The 20,299-nt window shown below is 66.3% G+C and carries 18 protein-coding genes and 1 tRNA gene; 9 read left to right on the forward strand and 10 right to left on the reverse strand.

Features of this window, described 5'->3' with window-relative positions; genetic code table 11:
• Nucleotides 1-376: 376 nt before the first annotated feature.
• Nucleotides 377-910 carry a cytochrome b gene (locus U5A56_RS18515; protein ID WP_321923904.1) on the reverse strand — a complete coding sequence of 178 codons (534 nt, stop codon included), beginning with the start codon at nucleotides 908-910 and terminating at the stop codon, nucleotides 377-379.
• Nucleotides 907-1,995: a catalase family peroxidase gene (locus tag U5A56_RS18520; RefSeq protein ID WP_321923906.1), complete on the reverse strand. Its 1,089-nt coding sequence runs from the start codon at nucleotides 1,993-1,995 to the stop codon at nucleotides 907-909. The genes U5A56_RS18515 and U5A56_RS18520 overlap by 4 nt, the downstream gene beginning before the upstream one ends.
• 158 nt (nucleotides 1,996-2,153) lie before the next feature.
• Here U5A56_RS18520 and U5A56_RS18525 point away from each other — a divergent pair, with 158 nt between their 5' ends.
• Nucleotides 2,154-2,672, forward strand: coding sequence for a sigma-70 family RNA polymerase sigma factor (locus U5A56_RS18525; protein WP_321923908.1), 519 nt, complete (start codon nucleotides 2,154-2,156; stop codon nucleotides 2,670-2,672).
• A complete protein-coding gene (locus tag U5A56_RS18530; RefSeq protein WP_044845172.1) occupies nucleotides 2,669-3,430 on the forward strand; it encodes an anti-sigma factor family protein in 762 nt (253 codons plus the stop codon). Before U5A56_RS18525 ends, U5A56_RS18530 begins: the two co-directional genes overlap by 4 nt.
• Before the next feature lie 1,092 nt (nucleotides 3,431-4,522).
• On the opposite strand, the gene U5A56_RS18535 is transcribed toward U5A56_RS18530, so the two are convergent.
• From U5A56_RS18535 to U5A56_RS18550, 4 genes are all read right to left on the reverse strand, one after another.
• Nucleotides 4,523-4,861, reverse strand: a complete 339-nt coding sequence (locus U5A56_RS18535; RefSeq protein ID WP_124486771.1) for an EamA family transporter — start codon at nucleotides 4,859-4,861, stop codon at nucleotides 4,523-4,525.
• Nucleotides 4,858-5,646 (reverse strand): class I SAM-dependent methyltransferase, encoded by a 789-nt coding sequence (locus tag U5A56_RS18540; RefSeq protein ID WP_321923911.1) that lies wholly within the window; start codon nucleotides 5,644-5,646, stop codon nucleotides 4,858-4,860. Before U5A56_RS18540 ends, U5A56_RS18535 begins: the two co-directional genes overlap by 4 nt.
• Nucleotides 5,647-5,717: 71 nt before the next feature.
• Nucleotides 5,718-7,226 (reverse strand): hypothetical protein, encoded by a 1,509-nt coding sequence (locus U5A56_RS18545; RefSeq protein WP_321923913.1) that lies wholly within the window; start codon nucleotides 7,224-7,226, stop codon nucleotides 5,718-5,720.
• A 141-nt stretch (nucleotides 7,227-7,367) separates the two neighbouring features.
• Nucleotides 7,368-8,303 carry a glycosyltransferase family 2 protein gene (locus tag U5A56_RS18550; RefSeq protein ID WP_044845175.1) on the reverse strand — a complete coding sequence of 312 codons (936 nt, stop codon included), beginning with the start codon at nucleotides 8,301-8,303 and terminating at the stop codon, nucleotides 7,368-7,370.
• Between the two features lie 355 nt (nucleotides 8,304-8,658).
• Here U5A56_RS18550 and U5A56_RS18555 point away from each other — a divergent pair.
• Nucleotides 8,659-8,735, forward strand: a tRNA-Val gene (locus U5A56_RS18555).
• A gap of 230 nt (nucleotides 8,736-8,965) precedes the next feature.
• Here the strand turns inward: U5A56_RS18555 and U5A56_RS18560 are convergent.
• Together U5A56_RS18560 and U5A56_RS18565 are read right to left on the reverse strand one after the other, a co-directional pair.
• Nucleotides 8,966-9,847 carry a sigma-70 family RNA polymerase sigma factor gene (locus U5A56_RS18560; RefSeq protein WP_321923915.1) on the reverse strand — a complete coding sequence of 294 codons (882 nt, stop codon included), beginning with the start codon at nucleotides 9,845-9,847 and terminating at the stop codon, nucleotides 8,966-8,968.
• A complete protein-coding gene (locus tag U5A56_RS18565) occupies nucleotides 9,847-10,323 on the reverse strand; it encodes a carboxymuconolactone decarboxylase family protein (RefSeq protein WP_124893300.1) in 477 nt (158 codons plus the stop codon). The genes U5A56_RS18560 and U5A56_RS18565 overlap by 1 nt, the downstream gene beginning before the upstream one ends.
• 299 nt (nucleotides 10,324-10,622) lie before the next feature.
• Here U5A56_RS18565 and U5A56_RS18570 point away from each other — a divergent pair, with 299 nt between their 5' ends.
• The 6 genes from U5A56_RS18570 (at nucleotide 10,623) to U5A56_RS18595 (ending at nucleotide 14,665) form a co-directional block, all read left to right on the forward strand.
• Nucleotides 10,623-10,898, forward strand: coding sequence for a hypothetical protein (locus tag U5A56_RS18570; RefSeq protein ID WP_193759835.1), 276 nt, complete (start codon nucleotides 10,623-10,625; stop codon nucleotides 10,896-10,898).
• 11 nt (nucleotides 10,899-10,909) lie between these two features.
• A complete protein-coding gene (gene egtB / locus U5A56_RS18575) occupies nucleotides 10,910-12,157 on the forward strand; it encodes an ergothioneine biosynthesis protein EgtB (RefSeq protein ID WP_321923918.1) in 1,248 nt (415 codons plus the stop codon).
• Nucleotides 12,141-13,154, forward strand: coding sequence for an L-histidine N(alpha)-methyltransferase (gene egtD / locus U5A56_RS18580; RefSeq protein WP_321923920.1), 1,014 nt, complete (start codon nucleotides 12,141-12,143; stop codon nucleotides 13,152-13,154). The genes egtB and egtD overlap by 17 nt, the downstream gene beginning before the upstream one ends.
• A 282-nt stretch (nucleotides 13,155-13,436) precedes the next feature.
• Complete coding sequence (locus tag U5A56_RS18585) at nucleotides 13,437-13,739, forward strand: hypothetical protein (RefSeq protein ID WP_044845179.1); 303 nt, start codon at nucleotides 13,437-13,439, stop codon at nucleotides 13,737-13,739.
• Nucleotides 13,740-13,795: 56 nt separating this feature from the next.
• Complete coding sequence (locus U5A56_RS18590; RefSeq protein ID WP_044845180.1) at nucleotides 13,796-14,050, forward strand: glycine zipper 2TM domain protein; 255 nt, start codon at nucleotides 13,796-13,798, stop codon at nucleotides 14,048-14,050.
• A 222-nt stretch (nucleotides 14,051-14,272) separates the two neighbouring features.
• A complete protein-coding gene (locus tag U5A56_RS18595) occupies nucleotides 14,273-14,665 on the forward strand; it encodes a hypothetical protein (RefSeq protein ID WP_124571517.1) in 393 nt (130 codons plus the stop codon).
• 260 nt (nucleotides 14,666-14,925) lie between these two features.
• On the opposite strand, the gene U5A56_RS18600 is transcribed toward U5A56_RS18595, so the two are convergent.
• Both U5A56_RS18600 and U5A56_RS18605 read right to left on the reverse strand, forming a co-directional pair.
• Entirely contained in the window at nucleotides 14,926-17,961 is a 3,036-nt protein-coding gene (locus U5A56_RS18600; RefSeq protein WP_321923921.1) for a type III restriction-modification system endonuclease, read from the reverse strand.
• On the reverse strand, nucleotides 17,961-19,979 hold the full coding sequence (locus U5A56_RS18605) for a site-specific DNA-methyltransferase (RefSeq protein ID WP_321923922.1): 2,019 nt from the start codon (nucleotides 19,977-19,979) through the stop codon (nucleotides 17,961-17,963). Before U5A56_RS18605 ends, U5A56_RS18600 begins: the two co-directional genes overlap by 1 nt.
• Between the last annotated feature and the right edge of the window lie 320 nt (nucleotides 19,980-20,299).

Consider the following 20,299-nt stretch of genomic DNA (forward strand, 5'->3'; position numbering starts at 1 on the left):
CCGTGTTTCTCAGCAGCGCTGCGTTTTCAGCAGCAGAGAAGCGAGATTATCAACCGTTTTTTAAAACTCGTCAACAACTTTTTTAACTACTTCGTTGCGACGACTGCGGTTTAAATTCGTATGCACTGGAGTCGCTAAAACCGACTTCAACAGCACCGCTTCCCTTCTTTCCCCCGCGCTGCGTTTCCGTTAGCGCGAAAGAGGCGTGATTCTAAGCACCCGCCCCGGTCTCCGCAACCCCTTTTGTGAAATATTTTTGACGTGCTAGGCCGGGAGCGCGCTGCGCCGCCGCCGCGGTCATATATAAGCAACACGGCAGGAGCAGCCTCGGTCGCCCGTGAACCGCCCCGCCGCAGCGAACTCGATCTTCTGTCGATTACCGCCCAACCATCGCCCTCACCACGCCGTCCCGTCGAATCAGCCCGTGATACAGCGCAGCCGCAAAGTGCGCGAGGAACGTCAAGAAGAACAGATAGGCCAGCACGCGATGCGCGACCCTGAGCCAGGCGAACGCGACCGGATCAGCCGCAACGATCGCCGGCAACTGCACGCCGCCGCCCAAGGTCACCGGATACCCGCCAGCCGACAGCATCGCCCACCCGATCAGCGGCATCGCCAGCATCAGCGCATACAGCACCAGATGCGACCCATACGCGGCAACCTTCTGCCACCAAGGCAAATCCTCAGGCAACGCCGGCGGCTTCGACGACAGCCGCACCACGATCCGCACACACACCAGCACCAGCACGGCAATCCCCAGCGGCTTGTGCAACGCCACCAGGAAATCGTGCCGCCCGGAAACCGACGCCACCATTCCTACCCCGATGAACAGCATCGCGACGATCATCGCGGCCATCACCCAATGCAGCAGCCTCGCCGGCAAGCCAAACGTCGTAGCAGCCTTCATCATCGTCCCTCCGCACTCAATCGCGCCGCGCCAGCCACGCCGGCCTCTTCACTCGTCCTGCGCAGATACGAATCCGCATACGCCGCCGACCGCGCCGCCAGCAACGGATCCCCCGACACCTGAATCCCCTGCGGCAGCACCGTCGGGTCGTAATTCACGTCCCGGCACGGCCCGCTGTCCTGCGGCTCCACGCGATCGAGCACGAGCGTGCCCGCGTCGATCGTCATCCGCTGCGCGGGCCAGGTCTTCGTCGCGTCGTCCACCGGGTCGCCGGGTTCCGCCAGCGTGACGAGCAGCTTCCACTTCTGCGCGCCGTCCGCGATGCGCCGTGTCAGGTCCTGCTGCAGCACGTTCGGATCCGCGGCCGTCGCGACGTCCCCGGCGCCCGCCGTCTGCTCCGGCACGACGCGCCATCGCACCGCCTGGCGCTTGCCGGCCGCGTCGACGAAGTAGAACGCGTTCAGCCCGTAATAGCTTTCGGTGACGTAGCTCGCGCTCGGCTTCGCACCCTTCACCCAGGCGCGGAACGCGGCCGTCTCCGGATGCGCGCCGAAAAACGCCTTCACCTTCGCCGGATCGGGTTTGCCCGTCGCCGGATCCGGCCGGGTCGCCAGCAACTGCGCGTAGAACGCCTTCGGCGTCGCCACCGGAAACACCGGCATCGCGTTCATCCCGGTCCGCCATTGCTGGCCGTCCGGTGCGGTGAGCTTCAGCGCGAGGCTGCGGATCGGCACGCTGCTGTCAGGCGCATACGGATTCCCGCCCGGCAGCGCGAAGCGGCCGACCACCGGCGTGCGCACCGCCTTGAAGAACGGCGCGACCGAATACGCACTCGCGGCGCCGTTGCCTTCGAAGTAACCGGTCACGCACACGCCCTTCGCGTGATTGCGCCGGAAACCCGGATGCTCGCCGCCGGCCGTCTGCAGCGCGTCGACGAGCCGGTGCGGGGTCAGTCGCGCCGGCGCGAGCCAGCCGCCGACATACCCGAACGCCACGGCCACGCCGGCCACCGCGCCGCCGATCACGGCCCAGCGCCACCCTCCGCGCCCAGGCTCGCACGGCGGTGAAGAAGAGGATGATTGCTTCATGGATGCACTCCCGATCGTCAGATCATTGTCGAACGCGTGTAGGACGCCACCCGCGCCGCTTTATTCCATGAAGAAATTTTTCGTATGCTGACGGAATAAGCGGCGCCGACCGGCGTCCTACGCGGCATCTCCACGCTTATCGGCTCGCGCCCCCGGCCATGCCCTCAAACGCCCCCGACGACGACGCATTACGCGAACTCATCCCCAGGCTGCGACGCTTCGCGCTCTGGCTGGCACGTGACGTCCACGCGGCCGACGATCTCGTCCAGTCGACGCTCGAGCGTGCGCTGTCGCGCTGGGCGAGCCGCCGCGACGACGCGTCGCTGCGCAGCTGGCTCTTCACGATCCTTTACCGGCAGTTTCTCGACGGCAAACGCAGCGCGAAGCGCTATGCGTGGCTGCTCGGCCGCATCCGCAGCGACGACGAGGCGCACTGGCCGTCCGCCGAACGCGAGGTGGCCGCGCGCGCGACGCTCGAAGCGTTCGGCCGTTTGTCCGACGAGCAGCGCAGCCTGCTGCTGCTCGTCGCGGTCGAGGGCTTCACGTATCGGGAAGTCGCCGACCTGCTCGATGTGCCGATCGGCACCGTGATGTCGCGACTCTCCCGCGCCCGCCAGGCGCTGCGCCAGCTCAGCGACGGCGAGCTTCCCGCTCCTTCTCTCCGTTTGATGAAATGAATACGCTCCGTCCCGACGAACACGATCTCCAGGCCTATGTCGACGGCCAGCTCGACGACGATGCGCGCGCCGCGGTCGAGCGATATCTCGCGCTGCATCCGGAGAGTGCGGAACAGGTGAAGCAATGGCAGCAGGATGCTCAGCGGTTGCGGGCCGCGCTCGAAGGCGTGCGGATGCCTGGCGAGAATCCTGCGCTGGATCCGGCGGCGATTCGTGCGAAGCGTGCGGAGCGCTCGCGGGTGCGGTTCGCGATGGCGGCTTCGTTCGTGTTCTGTATCGGGCTCGGGACGTTCGGTGGGTGGCAAGCGCGCGGGTGGAACGCGGCGCCGCCGATTGCGCCGATGAGCGATGCGGTCGAGGCTTACCGGATGATGGTGGTCGATCAAACCGCGAAGGTGGATTTCCGGCCGAACGGTGCGGGCGATTTGCAGGGGTGGCTCACCCGCCGCGTCGGGGCATCGGCGAGGCTGCCGGATTTGAGTGCGGCGGGGTTCAGGCCGGTCGGCGGACGGTTGTTTACGACGGACAGTGGGGCCACGGCCGCGATGGTGCTCTATGAGGACGACGCCGGGCGGACGCTGAGCTTCTATCTCCGGCCCGCGGAATCGAAACATCGGCTGCTGCCGGCCGGGCAACGCGTGGATGGGTCGTTGCTGGCGCGGTATGGGTCGGTGAATGGGCTCAACTTCGCGGTGGTCGGGCCTGTAGATAGTCTTGGTGAGCACGCGGTCGTGAGGGCGCTCGATCAGCAGATTTGAGCTGGACGATATGCTGTCCGTTGGTGGCCGTTGTGCGCTGACTGCGGTCCGTCCGATGCGGTTCGACAAGCCTGAAAGCGCTCGCGTTCACCGTTCGGGGTCACAGCGTTTAAATTCGCTTTCGTGGTGGTTGTCCACACCGCGAACCTCGTCGCGGTGCGTTCCCGGATGGGTAGACCCACTTCGGTTCCGACGTCACAGGGTTTGGCGTCTTCTGGACGCAGGATATCCACATCGGCCGCAGCGACTCGGCATGCCGTCTCTGGTTGAATCACTCACCTTCGACCCGCACAGCATTTCGAGTGTCTTTGGGTCGCGATATCCACATCGCCCTCGCCGAGCTGGTACACAGGATTTCGATTCGGCCGCTCACGGGTTGTTCGCATGCGCGTGAGCGCTTCGAATCAATGTGTTTCCGAGGGGGCACACAGCGTTCCTGATTGTTTTGCGTGCCGGTTGTCCACACGCGACAATCGGGCGCTACGGCCGCACGGACTCCAGCGTCGTGTCGTCCGTCATGTCGTACGACGGTGGCGTGGTCGTCATAACGGATCCTTGTGCAGCCGCATCGGTCATGAGCACCCACGACGCAGCCAGCAATATCGATCACCAGCATCTCATTGACGGGAGCCTTCATCGATCGTCGGGATCGAACTTCACGTTGAATCGCTCGCCCTTGAACCGACAACGATCCCGAACCCCGGCGATTCTACAGATACGAGCGTTCGAGCTGGTCGCCGGCTTCGGCTTCGCTTGATCCATCCACCGCACGCAGTGCATATCCCGCCCGGATCACAGTCGGCGGACTGTGCTTATCCAAAGGTGTTAACAGAGTTCGTATATATACGTAGTGATAGTTAACAAGCCCGCAGCCTCACAGTGGATAACTTCCGTAACGCCCTGAATTTTCAGCATGAAGTGGAATGCATAACCACAGGCGATGCACAGGAAAATCGCTGTGCATCACAGAACAACTTTCCGTCGATTCACAGTCGCGCCGACATATCCTCAATCGTTCCACTGTGAATCCAGAGGCTTGCCGGACGGTTATCCATAGCGCGCTGTGGATAAGTTGCGGCCTCAGTCCGCCCGCTATCGAACCATGGCAATCAGATACAGCCCGCCGAGAATCATCGCGACGCCTCCCCATTGCGCATACGACACGCGCTCGCCGAAGAACACGATTCCGGCCAGAAAGACGAGCACGAACGTAAGCGCGGTAAACGGATACACGACGGTGAGCCCGGTCTTGCTCAAAGCGAAGATCCAGAGCACCGTGCCTGCGCCGTAGCAGAGCAACCCGAGCGCGACCCACGCATTGATGAATTCGGTCAATGCATGGCGGCCGTCGGCACCGATCTTGAACGCGACCTGGCCGGTTGCCGCGAGGAACACGCCGGCCAGAATGAGCACGTAGACGGACAGTTTCACCGGTGTTCCTCGTGGCGCTTCAATCGGTTGGCGACCATCCGGCTCTTCAGCATGGCGATGCCGGTTTTCACGCGCACCGGCAACCAGCGCAGCAGCAACTTGCGCGCCTTGTAGCCGGGCGGCGACACGTCCGGTATGCCCGAACGGCTGTCGACGCGGTGTTGTCCGATCGCGTCCGGCAGCCGTTCCGCTTCGTCGGCGGCAGCGAAAAAGAGCAGGTTGTAGCGGTACCACGGCTCGATGCGCATGTCCGTGGCGATCATCGGCCGGACGAAATCGAACAGCTGGTAGCCGTGGCGCGCGAACAGGTCGCGCCAGAATTCGTAGCGCTGTTCGTTGATGTGGTTCTCGCCGCCCTGGCCAGGCACGGCGGCGGAAAACAGCACGCGCTTGCCGTGCCGGACGAGATTGTCGACGAGTGCCTCGCTGGATGCCTTTGGCACGTGCTCGCCGACTTCGAGGCACTGGACGAGATCGAACGATCGCCCGAGATCGAAGCGCTTCGAAATATCGGCCGGTACGAAATCGGCGGGGTCGACCATCAGCATCGAACGATCGACATAGTCGCCGTCGATGCCGGTGATGTCCTGCACGCCGAGCTGGCGATGCACGCTGAGCCATGCTCCGGCACCGCAACCGACGTCGAGGATACTTGCAGGCTTCAGCAGCGCGTTGACGCCGGGCAGCACGCCATGCGCCGACCGCGCCGATCCCTCGCGCTGGTATCGGTAGAAGATCTCGTCATACGAGCGCGGCGTATCGTCCGCGATGAATCCAGGTGACATCGCAATCTCCCGATGGTGCGATCGGTGCACGACGTGGCGCGACGCATCGCACCGCATGCGACGCAGTGCAATCAATCGCCTCGACAAGCCTGCTTCTCGTACACCGACCATTCGCCCGCCGTCTTCACGCGCACGACGCGACAGTCCGGATTGGCGAAAAACGTGTCCGGCAGCGGTGTCTTGGCGCGAACGAAGAAATACCGGTACAGGCGCCCTTGGTGCCGCTGCCAGTCGAAGTGCCGGTACAGCGGCAGCGGCGAGACGTCGGACGGCCCGACACCGGGCAGCCGGTCGAGCCGAAAGCGGACGATCTGCGGCGGGAACCGCGCGGCATTGAAATCGACGAATCCGCGGTGCTCGGCCTGATACCAGAGCGCGAAGTTCTCGTAGGCATACGGGTTGCCGGCGGCCGGGCTCGTCCTGTCGACCATGATCGCAAGACCGCGCTGTGCGGGTTCGATCGCGTTGGCAACCACGTCGAAATCAGCGCTCTCGTCGGCGAAGCGCAGCGCGCGGACACCTTGCTGAACGATGAAACCGGCGCAGACCACGGCAAGGAGCAACTGCGTCATCAGCGCGAGCTGCGGCATTCGTCGGCCGGGTTCCATCGGTGCGGGCGCGCGGAACATCAGCGCATAAAACGGAAACAGGAACAGCGCAAAGCGCGGATACAGGAAAAACGTGTTGATCGCGAACAGCGGCACCGTAAACCAGACGATGGTCACGATGATTGCCGGTACATAGGCGGCGACTTGCCGGTTCGGTTTCGATGCCATCACGAACGGTGCGGCAGCGATCAGCAGGAATGCCAGCAGCGAACGGCTGTCGCCGGCGACACCCCACGGATAGAGCACGGCCGCGAACACGCGCACGACCGGGCTGATCCCCCACATCACGGTAAACGGATACATCGGCGTCAGATCGACGTCACGATGCAACGCCGCGTACAGCACGGTGACGGAGGCGAGGATCGCATACGGCCACGAGGCGAGCAGCACGCGCGGCAACATGCTGGTCCGGCGCAGGCGCACGAGCAGGAACAGCACGCCGATCGCGTTCGCGAACACGAAGAGTAGTCCGTGCGAGAAAAACAGCGCGAGATTCACGAGCACCAGCATTGCGCCGCGGCGGGCTGTCGGCCGCCCGGCATAGTCGAGCGCGAGCGCCAGGAAGATCATCGCGACCGGTACGGCGACGAGGTACGAGTAGAAACCGAACTCGTATGCGAAGCCGAAGAATCCGGGCACGCACAGCCAGTCGAGGCGCGGGTCCGTACCGAGACGCCGGCGCAGTGCGAGGTACGCGGCGACGAAACCATAGAACGACAGGGTCAGCATGACCTTGAACGCAGCCGCGACCGGTATCACGAACGAAAGCAGCGCCGCCGCGCCATAGCCGAGCAGGTAGGGCGTAAACAGATTGATCCGCAGCAATGGCGCCCATGGCGACTGGCCGCGCAGCATGTCGCGCAGCGTGGCGACCTGCGCCGCATGCTGCGGAAGATCGACCATCGGCGGGTGCGGCGCGAGCCAGAACAGCAGGCCGGCGGCGGCGACCGTCGCAACGAACAATGCGCGCAACGTGCGATCGGCTGTGCGATATGGCCACGCACGCGGCAAGCGGCCGCTTACCGTGCTGTCATCCATTGCACGACGCCCCCCGTAAGATACCGCCGCCGCCGGCCTCGTGCCGGGGTGTTGCGCGACAGGACCGATGGCCTGTCATAGCGTCTTCTCGACGATGAAGCGCGGGCGCTGCTTCGTCTCCGAATAGATCTTCGCGACATAGCCGCCGATTACGCCGAGGAACAGCAACTGCAGGCCGCCGAGAAAATACATCGGGATCACGGTGGACGCCCAACCGGGCACCGAACGGTCGGTGAACAGCCGGATCGACAGCGCCCAGATGCCGAACACGGTCGAGGCCAGCGCGAGCAGCGCGCCAACGTACGCGCTCCATTGCAGCGGCTTCGTCGAAAACGACGCGACACCGTCCGACGCGAGCAGGATCATCCTCGCCAATGGGTACTTGCTTTCGCCGGCGAAGCGCGGCTGCCGGTCGTACCGGACGATCGCGGTACGGAAGCCCAGCAGCGGCACGATGCCGCGCAGGAACAGGTTGACCTCGCGGAAGCCGCGCAATTCTTCGATCGCCCGGCGGCTCATCAGGCGGAAGTCCGCGTGATCCGGCAAGATGTCGACGCCGAAGCGGCGCAGCAGCCGGTAGTAGCCGCGCGCACTGACGCGCTTGAAGAAGCCGTCGCTGTCGCGACGCTGCCGCACGCCGAATACGATCTCGGCGCCGGACTGGTATTCGCGCAGCATGCGCGGAATCGCGTCGAGGTCGTCCTGGAGATCGGCGTCGAGACTGATCAGCACGTCGCCGTTGACTCTCATGAGCCCGGCAAGCAATGCGTTCTGGTGCCCGTGGTTGCGCGACAGCTTGAGGCCGTGGATACGTGGATCGGCTGCATGGAAGCCTTCGATGAGGGACCAGGTCCGGTCGTGCGAACCGTCGTCGACGAAGGTCACGCCGCTCGCGCCGTCGATGATGCCGTCGCGGGTAAGCTGGTCAAGCAGGATCGTGAGCCGGCGTACGGTTTCCGGCAACACGGCTTCTTCGTTGAAGCAGGGAATTACCAGATTGAGCGCGACCATACCCACCCCGATATCGTTACGCGTGCGTTGCGGTCTGCCGTCGTCACGAGGCGCTACTGGTTCGTGCAAGGTGGCGAGCGGATCGTGCATCGCGCGCGCCTGTTCCCCGTGACCGGCTCGGGCCGGTTCCTGCTCTTGATTGTCGTTCGCAACCCCCGGCCCGGGATTCGCGACGAATCCATTATGACGGAACGTACGCGGGCCCGGGGAGACGTCGCAGTGAGGATGAACCCGGATGCGATTGCGGTTTGCCTCGAGCGCCAGACGATCCCCCAACGCATCCTCCCTGATTCAAAAAATTTTCACGAAGGGGCTTGCGCACCTCCAAAACCCTCTCTATAATTCGCGGCTTCTTAGGCTCGTAGCTCAGTTGGTTAGAGCACCACCTTGACATGGTGGGGGTCGTTGGTTCGAATCCAATCGAGCCTACCAACGAACAAAATGAAGGGGTCTGGCAGCTCGCATTGCCTACAGGCAATCCGGCTCGCCAACATACAAACGCCACGCGGCAACATCGCGTGGCGTTTTTCTTTTTGCGGCCGAAACTGCGCAGGCATGTGCAGATGCATCGTGTGCGATCCATGCACGACAGGCAGCCGGCAGTGGGTAAAAGCAGGGCGCAGAGCACGAAAAGCGGTCGCAAAGCCCCCGCTCGTTACGCATCAATGCAGATGCTTCAACTTGTCAGGATTCCGCACGACATAGATCGCGACGACCTTCCCGCCCTCGATCTCGAGAGCCGTCGTCTGCAGCTCGCCATCCGCTTCCAGTGTGACGAACCCCGGTAGCCCGTTGATGAACCCCGCGCGCACGAGCTTCGACGCATGCGTGGCGAACAGCTCGGCGAGGTGCGCGTGCACCTTCATCACCCGCTCGAAGCCGAACACCGGCTTGCCCGCGGCCGTGCGCTTGCCGCCGCCGTCCGAATGCAGGCTCACGTCCTCGGCGAGCATCGCGCCGAGCGTGCGCATGTCGCCGCTGCGTGACGCCGCGAAAAACGCCTCGGCCAGCTCGATCCCGCGCTGCTTCTCGACATGAAACCGCGGCCGCGCCTCGCGCACATGCGTGCGCGCCCGCGCGGCGAGTTGCCGGCAGGCGGCCGGGTCACGCTGGATCGTCGTCGCGATCTCGTCGAACCCGAGGCCGAACACGTCGTGCAACAGGAACGCCGCACGTTCGAGCGGCGACAACCGTTCGAGCGCGAGCATCAGCGGCAGCGTGACGTCCTCCTGTTCATCTTCCTCGACGACCGGCTCGGGTAGCCACGGGCCGATGTAGGTCTCGCGCTGGTGCCGCGCGGACTTCAGCTGGTCGAGGCACATGCGCATCACCATGCGGCGCAGGAACGCCTCGGGCACGCGCACCTCGGTGCGGTCGACGTCCATCCAGCGGATGAACGCCTCCTGCACGATGTCCTCGGCGTCCGCGACGGAACCGAGCATCCGGTACGCGACGCGCATCAGCGTCCGACGCAGCGGGTCGAAGCTCGCCGCTGCGTCGGCCCGGTCTGCGGCGCGGCCGGCGGCCGGATCGAGGTGGGTCATCACGCCACCATCTTCGCGGCAGCGGCCTTCGCCTCGGCGGGATCGATCCACAGCCCGAAGCCGACGGCCAGCCGGTTCCAGCCGTTGATCACGTTGATCATCACCGTGAGTTTCACCTGTTCCTCCTGGCTGAAGTGGTCGTTCAGCACCGCATACGCGGCCTCGTGCGCGCCATGGCCTTCCGACAGCCGCGTGAGCGCGTCGGTCCAGCCGAGCGCCGCGCGTTCGCGGTCGGTGTAGCAGGGCGCTTCACGCCACGCGGCCAGCAGGTTGATGCGCTGCTCCGTCTCGCCTTGCTCGCGCGCCTCGACGGTGTGCATGTTAAGGCAGTTCGCGCACGCGTTGATTTGCGACGCGCGGATCTTGACCAGCTCGATCAGCGTCGGCTCGAGGCTCCCGGCAGCGGCGACCGAGACGGCCATCCAGTTCTTCATCAATGCGGGCGCGGCGGCAAACGGATTGAGTTTCGCAGTCATGGTTCCTTCTCCTTTCGTGTGGGTTCCGGCGATATGACGAGCGAGCCCTGCGCGCCTGTGACATCGACGCAAAAAAATCTTCAAAAACGGGGAAGCGCGCGGAGGGCAGAGCGGTTGAACGGCGGTGTCGTGGTCCGCGACACCGACGCGCGGACCCGTGCCGATTTCAATTCCATGGCGCCGCTCCCATGGCGAACCCGGGTCATCCGATCTTTCATGACGCCGGCGTGGATGTCATGAGGCGTCGGCATGGAGAACCCGCGGGCATACACATTGCGTTCACCCTCCGAGCCGCCGTCATGACGGGCATCGACGGTTCGTCACGCCGCCGCCCCGCGCATGATCAATGCTTTCATTTTTCTTTCGCACTCGTTTCACCAGAAATCCGATTCGCGACGTTCACATTTCTGGCCCATACTGTTCTGCACGGGCAGATGAAGTCACGCCGCACCAGCGGCCCGGCGCGCGCGCCGGCTGTCCGACGACGCAGCAATGAAGGTCGCACGTCAGCCGCGCGCATCCGAGCGCAAGGCTTTCCTTTTTCCGGCAACGCAACGCAGCGAATCGCGACGTGAACGGTAAACCGATGAGCCTCCTTGCATCCCAGCTTCAGCGCCGTTACCAGGACGTGCGCGCCCATAGCATCGCGTTGACCGCGACGCTGTCCGCCGAAGACCAGGCCGTGCAGTCGATGCCCGACGCGAGTCCGGTGAAATGGCATCTCGCGCATACGACCTGGTTTTTCGAAACCGTCGTACTGATGCGTCGCGTGCGCGGCTACGCGCCGTTCGACGACGCGTTCCAGTTCCTCTTCAATTCCTATTACGAAGCACTCGGCCCCCGCCATCCGCGGCCGCAGCGCGGGCTGCTCACGCGTCCGTCGCTCGATGAGGTGCACGCGTACCGGCAGTACGTCGACGATGCGATGCTGCGCGCGCTCGACGGCGCCGATCCGGCGCTGCTCGCCACGATCGCGCCCGAGATCGAGCTCGGCCTGCATCACGAACAGCAGCATCAGGAACTGATCGTCACGGACATGCTGCACGCGTTCTCGTGCAACCCGCTGAAGCCCGCGTTCCGGCCGCGCAGCGGCGCCAATGCTCACGCCGGGCACGCCGGGCACGCCGCCCTGGCCGCGGGCGATGCCGGCCCGTTGCGCTGGCTGCATCAGCCGGGCGAGCTCGTCGAGATCGGCCACGATGGCGCCGCGTTCTCGTTCGACAACGAACGGCCGCGCCATACGGCGCTCGTGCGTCCGTGCGAGATCGCGAACCGTCTCGTGACGAATGCGGAATTCGCGGCCTTCATCGCGGACGGCGGCTATGCACGCCCCGAATACTGGCTGTCCGACGGCTGGGCGACGGTGCAGCGGGAAGGGTGGCAAGGGCCCGCGTACTGGATTCCCGGCGACGACGGTGATCCGGCAGCCGCACACGCCTGGCGCGCGTTCGGCCTGCACGGCGTGGAGCCGCTCGCGCCCGATGCACCCGTGTGTCACGTGAGCTTCTACGAGGCGGCGGCGTATGCGGAATGGGCCGGCGCACGCCTGCCGACCGAATTCGAATGGGAGGCCGCGTTCGGCGCGGATGGCATCACGCAGATGCTCGGGCACGTATGGCAGTGGACGCGTTCGTCCTACGAGCCGTATCCGGGCTTTCGGCCGCTCGCGGGCGTCGCTGCGGAATACAACGGCAAGTTCATGGTCGGCCAGCAAGTCCTGCGCGGCAGCAGCATCGCGACCCCGCCGGGGCACGAACGGCCGACGTACCGCAATTTCTTTCCGCCGGCCGCGCGCTGGCAATTCACGGGAGTGCGACTTGCGCGAGACGTCTGATCTGACGGCCACGAGCGGTGGCCTGCAACCCGCCCGCGATGCGCGGCCGAGCGCGTTCGAGCGCGACCTGATCGACGGGCTGTCGCGCACGCCGCGCAGCATTCCGCCGAAATACTTCTACGATGCGGCCGGCTCCGCGCTGTTCGATCGCATCTGCGAACTGCCGGAGTATTACCCGACGCGGACCGAACTCGGGATCCTGCGCGATCGCGCGGCCGAGATCGTGCGGCGCGTCGGCCCGCATGCGGACATCGTCGAATTCGGCGCGGGCTCGCTCGAGAAGATCCGCGTGCTGCTCGACGCGTGCGCGGACAACTATGCGAACGCGCCGGCGCGCTACGTGCCGATCGACATCTCGGCCGACTACCTGCACGGCGCGGCCGCGCGACTGCGTGCCGCGTATCCGTGGCTCGACGTCGCGCCGCTCGCGGCCGACTACACGAAGGCCGAGCAGCTCGCCGAGCTGACCGGCACGCCACGCCGGCGCATCGGCTTCTTTCCCGGCTCGACGATCGGCAACTTCTCGCCGGAGGAAGCCGATACGTTCCTGCGCGACGCCGCGCGGCTGTTGCGCGGCGGCGGCCTGCTGGTCGGTGCGGATCTCGTGAAGGACGAACGCACGCTGCATCACGCGTACAACGACGCGCAGGGCGTGACCGCCCGGTTCAACCTGAACCTGCTCGCCCGCGCGAACGCGGAGCTCGGCGCGGATTTCGATCTCGACGCGTTCTCGCATTGCGCGTTCTACGACCGTGAGCTGCAGCGCATCGAGATGCATCTCGTCAGCGATATCGCGCAGACGGTGCACGTGCGCGGCCACGCGTTCCGCTTCGAGGCCGGCGAACGCATCCACACGGAGAACTCGCACAAGTTCACGATAGACGGCTTCCAGGCGATCGCGCGGCGTGCGGGCTTCGAGCCCGACACCGTATGGACCGACGCGGACCACCTGTTCAGCGTGCACTGGCTGCGCAGCGTCGACGATATCCGCGCGTAACGTCGTCGCGAGTCGTCGCGATCCGCTCGCACGGCGTGCGCGCGGGACGCGTGCGATTTGCGTCGCCGGCCCGCGCGCCGGCAAAATTTCCCGACTCTCCCGATTCGATGCGTCGTTGCAACGGCGTGTCGAATCGCTCGTCACCCTTGTCCCGCAAGGCTTCGCGCCCCTCCGTAAACGTCCGTTACCGGTCTCGCACACCGGTTTCACCTGTGTCCGCCCGTGGTGCCTAGACTCCGAACCGTAGTCACATGACGCACGACACGTGCAGGGAGTCGCGAAATGAGCAAGAAACTTATTCTCGGTGCAGTTCTCGGCGTAGCGGCGCTGGCAGCTTCGGGCGTCGCATCGGCCCACGTCGACCTGTCGGTCGGCATCGGTGTGCCGGGCGTCTATGCGGCGCCGGCGCCGGTCTACGTCGCGCCGCCGCCGGTGACGTACGCGCCGGTTGGCTACTATCGCGATGACGACTGGCGTGAGCGTCAATGGCGCGAACACGAATGGCGCCGCCGTGAATGGCGCGAGCACGAGTGGCGCGAGCGCGGCTGGCGTGACGGCGACGGCTGGCGCGGCCGCTGGAACTGAACCGGGCAACCGGTTCACGAGGACACCGAGTACGACGACGAGAGGAGCGTGATCGCATGATGCCCATTCGACACATCAGGTATAGCGCGGCGGCCGCCGTCGTCGCGCTCGCAACGATCGGCAGCGCGCACGCGGCGGGCTGCATGAAGGGCGCGGTGGTGGGCGGCGTCGCCGGCCACTACGCGGGACATCACGCCGTGGTCGGCGCGGTCGGCGGCTGTATCGTGGGCCGCCACATGGCGAAGAAACACGAGCAGGAACTGGCCGCGCAGCGCAAGGCCGCCGCGCAGGGCGTGCAGCCGGCGCAGTAAGCGTAGCCACCGGCGGAACGGCGCGATCGCGCCGTCTCCGCCTTTCGTTTCCCTTGTCGGGTGGCGGCCGACCGGCCGGTTCATCAAGCATGCCGAACAGCGGCGGATTGATCCGACGAAACCGCGCCGCGCGCGCCGTTACGATCATTTACAACGCCGCGCCGCACGAAGCGCGCGCGTACCTAGAATGCAGTCACTCGAACGCGCTCCAGGGAGCAAACAATGAAAACGCAACGATATCTGTCCGTGCTCGCAGCTGCGCTGCTCGCACTCGGCGCCGTTTCCGCGCAGGCGGCGGGCGGCGGCAATGGTGGCGGTGGCGGTGGTGGTGGCAACGGCGGCGGCCATGGCGCCGGCGGGATGGGCGGCATGGGTGCCAATGCGGGCGGCATGTCCGCCGGCCACATGAGCGGTGAAGCGCTGAGCAACTCGAACGGCATGCACGCGGGCGACCGCGACAAGGGCCTGTCGCGCGCAGCCGATCGCTCCGATTCGATCGCCGATCGTGCCGGCGCGCAGCCGGGCAGCGGTCACGGGCGCTCGCACGGGCACACCGCGCATGCATCGAAGTCCACGCGCCACGCGCATCGGAACGCATTCGGCCACACGCTGTAAGCGCGGCGCACGCATGCGGAAGAAGGGCGCTTCGGCGCCCTCTTTCATTGCCAGCGGACCAAGGGGCGCCGCGGTGAGTCGCGTTGCTCGTCGCGCATCGACCCCGATTTGCAACCAGCCGTAACCGCACGCACGAACGCGCCAGAATACGAACCGCTTTCACGCGAATGACAGGCGGATTCGCTCCCGCACACGCGAGCATCGCAACAGCGCCGCGGCCCGCGCCATGAAAAAAGGGCGGCTCGTCGCCGCCCTTCGTTTCAGCGTCCCGCGCTCGCCAGCGGCGCGACGGCTGCAACAGGCCCGAACAACGCGTCGGCCTGCCTGACGCGCACGAACCGCGCGGCCGCTCCGCCGTCCACCAGCGCCCGGAAATGCGCTTCGCCGCACGCGAGCTTCGCGCGCTCGTGCTCGCTCGTCACGTCGCCGTCGGCATTCGGCGTATCGACGACGAAGTACAGCCGCTCGCCGCCATCCTGCTCCGCGAGCACCGCCCAGTCGGGGTGATAGCTGCCGAGCGGCGTCGGCACGCGGAACCATGCGGGCAACTTCGCGTACAGCTTCACGCCGTCGTGCGCTTCCAGCGCATCGGCGAACGCGCGCTCGGCGTCGGTCTCGCACACGACGGCCTCGTGGATCGACTTCCGCGCATCCGGCCGCAGGTTGCGCAGATAACCGGTCAGCGCCTCGCTTTCGAACGACTCGAGCGCATGCACGTGGCGCTCGCCGAGCTTCCGGTACGCGATGCCGGCAACCAGCGCGAGCCGCTTGCAGCGGTTGATCGCATCGGCGGCCAGCGCGATGAACTGCTGCGGATTCACGCGGAAATCGTCGAGCCGGCCGCTGTCGGCCAGGATCGTCGCGAGCGAGCGGCGCGTGAGCTGCGTGCGGTCCTGCAGTTCGGTGAGCAGGTCGGGCAGCGGCAGCTCGCCTTCGTCGATCAGCACCGTGCCGGCGCCGGCCACCTCGATCGCCTCGATGCCGGCCTTGCCGATGTCGATCTCGGCCTTGCGCCACTGCAGCCGCGCGCGCGCGATGTCCGGCGCGTCGCGCAGCGCGGCCGTGCAGTCGCGCACGAGCTTCGCGTTGTCGAACTCGACGCTGTACACGGTGCGATGGCGGATGCGGTCCCACAACGCGCGGAAGTCGTCGCCGAACACGACGGCCTTGCCCGACGCGTCGCGCCGCAACGCGATCGCGCGCCGCTCGTCCGCATTGCGCACCGCGAAGCGGCCCGACAGCTTGCGCAGCGTCGCGACGATCGGCGCGCGCAGCGTCTCGAACGCCGCGGGCAGCACGAGCGCGCTCTGTCGCAGCGCGTCCTTCAGCCGGTCGAGCACCTTGCCCTGCGCGTCGACGTAGCCCTGCTCGTGCAGATGGGTCCACAGCACGCGCGACAGCTCGATGCCGAGCGCGTACGCGGGCCCGTCGCCTTCCTGCACCGGCAGCGCCGCGAACTGGTGTTCCTCGACGATCCCGAAACGGATGCCCGTATCGGCCTCGATTTCCTTCTGCAGGTTCTCCGCGAACGACTCGTAGCGCTCGGTCGCGATCACGGTGAGCGTGTTCACGCCCGGATCGCGCACGCGTTCGCCGTCCTGGTCGACGGCGAGGCGCAGCCCGCGGCCGAGCGTCTGGCGACGCTCGCGTTCGGTCTGGATGTCGCGCAGCGTGCAGATCTGGAACACGTTCGGGTTGTCCCAGCCTTCCTTCAGCGCCGAATGCGAGAAGATGAACTTCAGCGGCGTGTCGAACGACAGCAGCGCTTCCTTCTCGCGCATGATGAGGCCGTACGCGCGCTCCGCGTTCTCGCGGGCCGCGGCGCTGCTTTCGCTCGTGTCGGTCCAGCCGCCCTTGCGGTCGATCGAGAAGTAACCGTTGTGCGCGCGCTCGACTTCGAGCGCGACGTCGACGCCGTCGAACAGCGCACGGTAGGCCGGCACACGCGCCGCGCGCGCATATTCTTCTTCGAAGATCAGCGCGTAGTCGCCCTTCACCGGCATCCCGTTCTCGTCGTAGCGGCGATAGCGTTCGACCGAATCGACGAAGAACAGCGACAGCACCTTCACGCCGCGCTCGGCCAGGCGCAATTCCTTGTCGAGATGCTCGCGGATCGTGCGGCGGATCATCTCGCGCTGCACGGCGAGCGTGTCGATGTCGCCGAACGCCTCGCCGAGCGACAGGAACGCCTCGCCTTCCGGATGGCGCAGCTCGACGTACTCGGCGCCCTTCACCGCATGCACTTCGCCGATCCGCAGCCCCGCGTACAGCGCGCGCCTGGTCAGGCGTTCGAGGTCGTCGCCGTCGGTCGCCGTCACGATCTGGCGCTTCACGCCGGCCGCCGTCGCGACGTCGAGCTCGACGCGCGCGCTGATCGCGCCGCGCCGGTTCGACACGCCGACGAGCCGCACGTAAGGCTTGTTGTGCGCATCCTCGACGATCGCCGACGCGATCTCGATCTGCTTGACGAGCTTGCGTTCGTACGCGTCGACCGCGTCGAGCCGATACACCATGTGGTGACGATCGACGTGCGTGGCCGAATAGCGCAGCGTGCAGAGCGGCGCCATCGCGGCGAGCGCTTCGCGCCCGCGCCCCTCGAGCCCGCCGTCGACGCTCTGCGGCTCGTCGACGATCACGATCGGCCGCGTCGCGCGGATCAGGTCGATCGGCTTCTCGCCGCCGGTCTTCTCGCTGTCTTTATAGAGGTTGTTGATCTCTTTCTTGTTGATCGCGGCGACCGTCATCACCATGATCTGGATCGCCGCGCTCGCCGCGAAGTGGCGCACCTGGCCGAGCTTCGCGGAGTCGTACAGGAAGTAGTCGTACGGCACGCCCGCGTACAGCGCGCGGAAGTGATCCTCGGTGATGGACAGCGTCTTGTGCACGCCTTCCTTGATCGCGATCGACGGCACGACGATCACGAACTTCGTGAAGCCGTAACGACGGTTCAGCTCGAAGATCGTGCGCAGGTACACGTAGGTCTTGCCGGTGCCGGTCTCCATCTCGACGGTGAAGTCGCGCGAGCCGGGCTGGCCGGACGGCGGCAGCCCGCCGCGCAGCTGGACGTCGGCGAGGTTGCGCGCGAGCGCGTCGTCGGTCAGCGACAGCCGATTGCCGACGCCTTGCTCCGACACCGCGAAACCGAGCGAGCCTTGCGCCGCGGCCGTCGTGCCGGGCGCGGCGTTCGCGAGCACGCTGAAGTCGCCGCGATACGATTCCTGGCCGCGAAACAGGTCGCAGACGGCGTCGATCGCCTCGCGCTGGTAGTCGAGATCCGCTTCGAAATGCAGCCGCATCACAGGCTCCGCACGCGCTTCACGCCGTGCTGTTCGAGCAGCGCGGCGAGATTGAGCTTCGCGACGTCGTCGACGAAGCCGCTGTCGCGGAACAGGCACGTGACGTCGCGCGTGGCACCCGTCGTGTCGAGCAGCTCGACGATGCCGTCGGCGAGCGGGCCCGCGTCGTCGCGCGCGATACGCGCGTCGAAGCACGCGACGATCGAGCGGCCGATCAGGTGCACCGTCTTGCCCGCGACCGGGTGATGCTCGACCGGCGTGCACAGATCGAGGCCGAGCTTCAACGTGAGTTCGGCGAGCAGGTCGTCCTCGCTGCGGCCGGTCTTCACGTGCTCGACGGACGCGAACAGCGCGTGGTCGAAGTCGTCGCGGCGCGGATCCCATTCGATCACGTTGGTCGTATCGAGCCGGTACACGCGGAAACCGAGGTCGCCATAGCTTTCCGGGTAGTCGCGCGCGACCTGCTGCGCGGTGCGGCGCAGGCGTTCCTTCGTGATTTCCGCGAGCGTCAGCGGCTTCTTCAGCTTCGCGCAGAAATCGGCGGCTGCGAGCTGCGTCTTGTCGCGGCGGTCGAGCGCCTCGGGCAGCTGCACGAGGATGTAGCGCCGCGCGCCGCCGTCGGTCGCGTTCACCTGCATCACCGCGTGGCCGGTCGAGCCGGAACCCGCGAAGCAGTCGAGCACGATGTCGTCGCCGCGCGTGCACCAGCCGATCACGGCCGCCGCGAAATCGACCGGCTTCGGCTGGTCGAACGGGATGCCGAGCGTCTTCAGCAGCGCGTCGTCGGAGCCGGCGAACGGCAGCACCGACGGCACGTTCTCGTACATGTTCTCGTCGAGGTAGTAGATCCGCTGCGGCTGCGTGGTTTCATCCGGACCGAATTCGATCTGGCCGCGCTCGATCAGCGCCTGCATCGTCGCGGGCGGGTTGCGCCAGCCGCGCGCCGGCATCGCGCACGGCTTGCCGGTGACCGGGTGGATCAGCGGCGTGAAATACTCGTCCGGCGCCTTCTTCTTGTTCGGCCACGCCATCGACACGAGGCGATACACGCGCCCGTCGGCCGACAGCCGGTCGTACATCACCTCGCCGCCGGACAGGTTGGTCTGCGCCTTCATCCACGCGCGGTAGGCCTTCTGCGCGTCCTTCGCGTTGCCGCTGCGGTACACCGCGTCGTGCGCGGCATCCAGCATGCGCTGCGCGTTGCGCTTCGGGCGCTTCAGCGGCGCCTGCTCGAGCAGCGTCTCGGCGTTGCGCGCGAACAGCACCAGCGATTCGTGCTGGTACGCGACGCCGCGCGCGTCGCCCTTCGGATTGCGCTTGTCCCACACGGCGACGCCGAGCTCGTTCTCCTCGCCGAAGATCTCGCGCAGCATCAGCACGAGCGCATGCACCTCATGCTCGTCGATGTGCACGGCGATCAGCCCTTCGTCGGACAGCAGCGCGTGCGCGAGCTTCAGGCGCGGATACATCATGTTCAGCCAGTCGGTGTGGAACCGGCCGTTCGCCTCGGTGTTGGTGCTGCGCTTCACGCCGCCTTCGGTCTGGCCCGTCATCGCCAGGTAGTGGCGGATGCTGTCGCTGAAGTCGTCCGGATAGACGAAATCGCTGCCGGTGTTGTACGGCGGGTCGATGTAGACGAGCTTCACCTTGCCCGCGTAGCTCTTGTGCAGCAGCTTCATCACGTCGAGGTTGTCGCCCTCGATCACGAGGTGGCGCGTGTCGTCCCATGCGACGCTGTCGGCAGGGCACGGACGCAGCGTGCCCGTCGACGGCGTGAGTGCGGCCTGGCGCGCGCTGCGCTTGCCGTGCCAGTGGAAGCCGTAGCGCTCGTCGGCGTCGCCGACGGTGCGCTCGCCGACCAGCGCCTTGAGCACGTCGACGTCGACCGACGCGCCGTCCGGGCCTTCGGTCACGAGTTCGGGGAACAGCGCCTTCAGGCGCGCGACGTTGTCGGCGGTGAAATCCGTCGACATCGCCTGCGGGCTCGCCGCATCGAGTTTCTGCATCGTTTTTTCCATCGGAGCCCGGCCGCGTGCGCCAGGACGTCGGGCGCACTCACGGCACCGGCGGCAATGGCCACCCGGGCAAACCCGAAACGCTAGCGAGTCGGTCGGCGCAGGTCAAGCACCGATGTGAGGCGATCGTGCGCGCATCGGCCGCGATCGCCCGCCCGACGGGCCGCAAGCGGCTTCGGGCCGGTGGTCGCGGCGGCGGCCGACCGGCGTTCCCCGGGGGGCGCTCGCGGGCCAAAAGCGACGAAAAAACGGCGAAAAAAAGGGCACGGTCAGCGCGATGCGCCGCCGTGCCAGCATGGAGAATCCCGGATGGAGGGTGTGGC

Source organism: Burkholderia sp. BCC1998, from assembly GCF_905339875.1.
In the GTDB taxonomy this organism is placed as follows: Bacteria; Pseudomonadota; Gammaproteobacteria; order Burkholderiales; family Burkholderiaceae; genus Burkholderia.

What these genes read in the sequence shown, in the direction of transcription:
- U5A56_RS18530 (WP_044845172.1), top strand. Translation starts at nt 2,669, where the DNA reads ATGAATACGCTCCGTCCCGACGAACACGATCTCCAGGCCTATGTCGAC.
- U5A56_RS18565 (WP_124893300.1), bottom strand. Translation starts at nt 10,323, where the DNA reads ATGACTGCGAAACTCAATCCGTTTGCCGCCGCGCCCGCATTGATGAAG.
- U5A56_RS18585 (WP_044845179.1), top strand. Translation starts at nt 13,437, where the DNA reads ATGAGCAAGAAACTTATTCTCGGTGCAGTTCTCGGCGTAGCGGCGCTG.
- U5A56_RS18605 (WP_321923922.1), bottom strand. Translation starts at nt 19,979, where the DNA reads ATGGAAAAAACGATGCAGAAACTCGATGCGGCGAGCCCGCAGGCGATG.
- egtB (WP_321923918.1), top strand. Translation starts at nt 10,910, where the DNA reads ATGAGCCTCCTTGCATCCCAGCTTCAGCGCCGTTACCAGGACGTGCGC.
- U5A56_RS18595 (WP_124571517.1), top strand. Translation starts at nt 14,273, where the DNA reads ATGAAAACGCAACGATATCTGTCCGTGCTCGCAGCTGCGCTGCTCGCA.
- U5A56_RS18560 (WP_321923915.1), bottom strand. Translation starts at nt 9,847, where the DNA reads ATGACCCACCTCGATCCGGCCGCCGGCCGCGCCGCAGACCGGGCCGAC.
- U5A56_RS18525 (WP_321923908.1), top strand. Translation starts at nt 2,154, where the DNA reads ATGCCCTCAAACGCCCCCGACGACGACGCATTACGCGAACTCATCCCC.
- U5A56_RS18515 (WP_321923904.1), bottom strand. Translation starts at nt 910, where the DNA reads ATGATGAAGGCTGCTACGACGTTTGGCTTGCCGGCGAGGCTGCTGCAT.
- U5A56_RS18570 (WP_193759835.1), top strand. Translation starts at nt 10,623, where the DNA reads ATGACGGGCATCGACGGTTCGTCACGCCGCCGCCCCGCGCATGATCAA.
- U5A56_RS18550 (WP_044845175.1), bottom strand. Translation starts at nt 8,303, where the DNA reads ATGGTCGCGCTCAATCTGGTAATTCCCTGCTTCAACGAAGAAGCCGTG.
- U5A56_RS18590 (WP_044845180.1), top strand. Translation starts at nt 13,796, where the DNA reads ATGATGCCCATTCGACACATCAGGTATAGCGCGGCGGCCGCCGTCGTC.
- U5A56_RS18600 (WP_321923921.1), bottom strand. Translation starts at nt 17,961, where the DNA reads ATGCGGCTGCATTTCGAAGCGGATCTCGACTACCAGCGCGAGGCGATC.
- U5A56_RS18520 (WP_321923906.1), bottom strand. Translation starts at nt 1,995, where the DNA reads ATGAAGCAATCATCCTCTTCTTCACCGCCGTGCGAGCCTGGGCGCGGA.
- U5A56_RS18540 (WP_321923911.1), bottom strand. Translation starts at nt 5,646, where the DNA reads ATGTCACCTGGATTCATCGCGGACGATACGCCGCGCTCGTATGACGAG.